Below are 5,343 nucleotides of genomic sequence, written 5' to 3'. Positions count from 1 at the left end.
TTTGCGGTTCATGCGAACTTTCGGTTCGTCGACTTCACCTTACAACACACAATCATCAGATTGTTTGGGTGTTATATGGTCAAGCCTCACGGGCAATTAGTACTGGTTAGCTCAACGCCTCACAACGCTTACACACCCAGCCTATCAACGTCGTAGTCTTCGACGGCCCTTCAGGGGAATCGAGTTCCCAGTGAGATCTCATCTTGAGGCAAGTTTCCCGCTTAGATGCTTTCAGCGGTTATCTTTTCCGAACATAGCTACCCGGCAATGCCACTGGCGTGACAACCGGAACACCAGAGGTTCGTCCACTCCGGTCCTCTCGTACTAGGAGCAGCCCCTCTCAAATCTCAAACGTCCACGGCAGATAGGGACCGAACTGTCTCACGACGTTCTAAACCCAGCTCGCGTACCACTTTAAATGGCGAACAGCCATACCCTTGGGACCGGCTTCAGCCCCAGGATGTGATGAGCCGACATCGAGGTGCCAAACACCGCCGTCGATATGAACTCTTGGGCGGTATCAGCCTGTTATCCCCGGAGTACCTTTTATCCGTTGAGCGATGGCCCTTCCATACAGAACCACCGGATCACTAAGACCTACTTTCGTACCTGCTCGACGTGTCTGTCTCGCAGTCAAGCGCGCTTTTGCCTTTATACTCTGCGACCGATTTCCGACCGGTCTGAGCGCACCTTCGTACTCCTCCGTTACTCTTTAGGAGGAGACCGCCCCAGTCAAACTGCCCACCATACACTGTCCTCGATCCGGATTACGGACCAGAGTTAGAACCTCAAGCATGCCAGGGTGGTATTTCAAGGATGGCTCCACGCGAACTGGCGTCCACGCTTCAAAGCCTCCCACCTATCCTACACAAGCAGGCTCAAAGTCCAGTGCAAAGCTACAGTAAAGGTTCACGGGGTCTTTCCGTCTAGCCGCGGATACACTGCATCTTCACAGCGATTTCAATTTCACTGAGTCTCGGGTGGAGACAGCGCCGCCATCGTTACGCCATTCGTGCAGGTCGGAACTTACCCGACAAGGAATTTCGCTACCTTAGGACCGTTATAGTTACGGCCGCCGTTTACCGGGGCTTCGATCAAGAGCTTCGCTTGCGCTAACCCCATCAATTAACCTTCCGGCACCGGGCAGGCGTCACACCCTATACGTCCACTTTCGTGTTTGCAGAGTGCTGTGTTTTTAATAAACAGTCGCAGCGGCCTGGTATCTTCGACCAGCCAGAGCTTACGGAGTAAATCCTTCACCCTAGCCGGCGCACCTTCTCCCGAAGTTACGGTGCCATTTTGCCTAGTTCCTTCACCCGAGTTCTCTCAAGCGCCTTGGTATTCTCTACCCGACCACCTGTGTCGGTTTGGGGTACGGTTCCTGGTTACCTGAAGCTTAGAAGCTTTTCTTGGAAGCATGGCATCAACCACTTCGTCATCTAAAAGACGACTCGTCATCAGCTCTCGGCCTTGAAACCCCGGATTTACCTAAGATTTCAGCCTACCACCTTAAACTTGGACAACCAACGCCAAGCTGGCCTAGCCTTCTCCGTCCCTCCATCGCAGTAACCAGAAGTACAGGAATATTAACCTGTTTCCCATCGACTACGCTTTTCAGCCTCGCCTTAGGAACCGACTAACCCTGCGTCGATTAACGTTGCGCAGGAACCCTTGGTCTTTCGGCGTGGGTGTTTTTCACACCCATTGTCGTTACTCATGTCAGCATTCGCACTTCTGATACCTCCAGCAAGCTTCTCAACTCACCTTCACAGGCTTACAGAACGCTCCTCTACCGCGTCACTTACGTGACACCCGCAGCTTCGGTGTGTGGTTTGAGCCCCGTTACATCTTCCGCGCAGGCCGACTCGACTAGTGAGCTATTACGCTTTCTTTAAAGGGTGGCTGCTTCTAAGCCAACCTCCTAGCTGTCTAAGCCTTCCCACATCGTTTACCACTTAACCACAACTTTGGGACCTTAGCTGGCGGTCTGGGTTGTTTCCCTTTTCACGACGGACGTTAGCACCCGCCGTGTGTCTCCCATGCTCGGCACTTCTGGGTATTCGGAGTTTGCATCGGTTTGGTAAGTCGGGATGACCCCCTAGCCGAAACAGTGCTCTACCCCCCAGAGTGATACATGAGGCGCTACCTAAATAGCTTTCGAGGAGAACCAGCTATCTCCGAGCTTGATTAGCCTTTCACTCCGATCCACAAGTCATCCCCTACCTTTTCAACGGGAGTGGGTTCGGTCCTCCAGTCAGTGTTACCTAACCTTCAACCTGCTCATGGATAGATCGCCCGGTTTCGGGTCTATACCCAGCGACTAAACGCCCTATTAAGACTCGCTTTCGCTACGCCTACCCTATACGGTTAAGCTTGCCACTGAATATAAGTCGCTGACCCATTATACAAAAGGTACGCAGTCACCTAACAAGTAGGCTCCCACTGCTTGTACGCATACGGTTTCAGGTTCTATTTCACTCCCCTCTCCGGGGTTCTTTTCGCCTTTCCCTCACGGTACTGGTTCACTATCGGTCAGTCAGTAGTATTTAGCCTTGGAGGATGGTCCCCCCATGTTCAGACAAAGTTTCTCGTGCTCCGTCCTACTCGATTTCACTTCAAAGATCCTTTCGCGTACGGGGCTATCACCCACTATGGCCGCACTTTCCAGAGCGTTCCGCTAAAATCAATGAAGCTTAAGGGCTAATCCCCGTTCGCTCGCCACTACTAAGGGAATCTCGGTTGATTTCTTTTCCTCAGGGTACTTAGATGTTTCAGTTCCCCTGGTTCGCCTCTTGCACCTATGGATTCAGTACAAGATACCTAGGTTATCCTAGGTGGGTTCCCCCATTCAGAGATCTCCGGATCAAAGTCTGTTTGCCGACTCCCCGAAGCTTTTCGCAGGCTACCACGTCTTTCATCGCCTCTGACTGCCAAGGCATCCACCGTATGCGCTTCTTCACTTGACCATATAACCCCAAGCAATCTGGTTATACTGTGAAGACGACATTCGCCGAAAATTCGCGCTTGAACTCGCAAATTTTACCTTGACTTGAATGATCACCAGTGAAAGAGATCATTCAGTCTTACTTCTATCACATACCCGAATTTTTAAAGAACAGTTCTGGTGCAAAGACCAGAAATCAATGTTCATTCACGAACATTCATTTCTGAGCTTTCGACGATTGTTTGGATGGTGGAGCCAAGGAGGATCGAACTCCTGACCTCCTGCGTGCAAAGCAGGCGCTCTCCCAGCTGAGCTATGGCCCCGTATCGGATCACGCAGCACACCAACAATTGGTGGGTCTGGGCAGATTCGAACTGCCGACCTCACCCTTATCAGGGGTGCGCTCTAACCAACTGAGCTACAGACCCAATCGTCTAACCAGTGAATCAAGCAATTCGTGTGGGAGCTTATGAAGAAGCTGAGATCTTCGATTAAGGAGGTGATCCAGCCGCAGGTTCCCCTACGGCTACCTTGTTACGACTTCACCCCAGTCATGAATCACTCCGTGGTAACCGTCCCCCTTGCGGTTAGACTAGCTACTTCTGGAGCAACCCACTCCCATGGTGTGACGGGCGGTGTGTACAAGGCCCGGGAACGTATTCACCGTGACATTCTGATTCACGATTACTAGCGATTCCGACTTCACGCAGTCGAGTTGCAGACTGCGATCCGGACTACGATCGGTTTTATGGGATTAGCTCCACCTCGCGGCTTGGCAACCCTTTGTACCGACCATTGTAGCACGTGTGTAGCCCTGGCCGTAAGGGCCATGATGACTTGACGTCATCCCCACCTTCCTCCGGTTTGTCACCGGCAGTCTCCTTAGAGTGCCCACCCGAGGTGCTGGTAACTAAGGACAAGGGTTGCGCTCGTTACGGGACTTAACCCAACATCTCACGACACGAGCTGACGACAGCCATGCAGCACCTGTGTCTGAGTTCCCGAAGGCACCAATCCATCTCTGGAAAGTTCTCAGCATGTCAAGGCCAGGTAAGGTTCTTCGCGTTGCTTCGAATTAAACCACATGCTCCACCGCTTGTGCGGGCCCCCGTCAATTCATTTGAGTTTTAACCTTGCGGCCGTACTCCCCAGGCGGTCGACTTATCGCGTTAGCTGCGCCACTAAGATCTCAAGGATCCCAACGGCTAGTCGACATCGTTTACGGCGTGGACTACCAGGGTATCTAATCCTGTTTGCTCCCCACGCTTTCGCACCTCAGTGTCAGTATCAGTCCAGGTGGTCGCCTTCGCCACTGGTGTTCCTTCCTATATCTACGCATTTCACCGCTACACAGGAAATTCCACCACCCTCTACCGTACTCTAGCTCAGTAGTTTTGGATGCAGTTCCCAGGTTGAGCCCGGGGATTTCACATCCAACTTGCTGAACCACCTACGCGCGCTTTACGCCCAGTAATTCCGATTAACGCTTGCACCCTTCGTATTACCGCGGCTGCTGGCACGAAGTTAGCCGGTGCTTATTCTGTTGGTAACGTCAAAACAGCAAGGTATTAACTTACTGCCCTTCCTCCCAACTTAAAGTGCTTTACAATCCGAAGACCTTCTTCACACACGCGGCATGGCTGGATCAGGCTTTCGCCCATTGTCCAATATTCCCCACTGCTGCCTCCCGTAGGAGTCTGGACCGTGTCTCAGTTCCAGTGTGACTGATCATCCTCTCAGACCAGTTACGGATCGTCGCCTTGGTAGGCCTTTACCCCACCAACTAGCTAATCCGACCTAGGCTCATCTGATAGCGTGAGGTCCGAAGATCCCCCACTTTCTCCCTCAGGACGTATGCGGTATTAGCGCCCGTTTCCGGACGTTATCCCCCACTACCAGGCAGATTCCTAGGCATTACTCACCCGTCCGCCGCTGAATCCAGGAGCAAGCTCCCTTCATCCGCTCGACTTGCATGTGTTAGGCCTGCCGCCAGCGTTCAATCTGAGCCATGATCAAACTCTTCAGTTCAATACTGCTTGGGTTTTGAGAAAACCCTAAACTTGGCTCAGCAATCGCATTCTCTTAAAAAGAGATAAAACTCTCGAATTCACGAGTGTTACTTGCGTTGCTGATAATCTTTCGATCACCAGTCTTACATCACAAGCACCCACACGAATTGCTTGATTCGACTTGTTAAAGAGCAGTTGGTCAAGGCTTTCGTCTCAACCGAGGCCGCGCATTCTACAGCAACCTCTCTTTCCGTCAAGCGTTATTTTCGAAAATTTTCTTTTCTACTCAACCGCTTGCGCCGACCTTCAAACCATCTTCCGATCAGCGGGAGGCGCATTCTACAGCGTTCAAACTCGCTGTCAAGCACCTCGGTGAAGCTTCGTTTCGAA

Annotated in this window: 2 tRNA genes and 2 rRNA genes; all 4 read right to left on the bottom strand. The window is 51.9% G+C overall.

Annotation, left to right across the window (positions count from 1 at the left end):
* Positions 1-75: 75 nt before the first annotated feature.
* Positions 76-2,966 (bottom strand): 23S ribosomal RNA (locus tag HMPREF2924_RS08955).
* 225 nt (positions 2,967-3,191) lie between these two features.
* Positions 3,192-3,267 (bottom strand) — tRNA-Ala (locus tag HMPREF2924_RS08950).
* A gap of 28 nt (positions 3,268-3,295) precedes the next feature.
* Positions 3,296-3,372, bottom strand: a tRNA-Ile gene (locus HMPREF2924_RS08945).
* Between the two features lie 64 nt (positions 3,373-3,436).
* Positions 3,437-4,972: ribosomal RNA gene (locus HMPREF2924_RS08940) — 16S ribosomal RNA — on the bottom strand.
* Together the 16S and 23S rRNA genes with 2 tRNA genes alongside form the textbook arrangement of a ribosomal RNA operon.
* Between the last annotated feature and the right edge of the window lie 371 nt (positions 4,973-5,343).

Source organism: Pseudomonas sp. HMSC063H08, assembly GCF_001813645.1.
GTDB classification, from domain to species: Bacteria; Pseudomonadota; Gammaproteobacteria; order Pseudomonadales; family Pseudomonadaceae; genus Pseudomonas; species Pseudomonas aeruginosa.
This window is presented reverse-complemented; position numbering and strand designations above follow the sequence as displayed.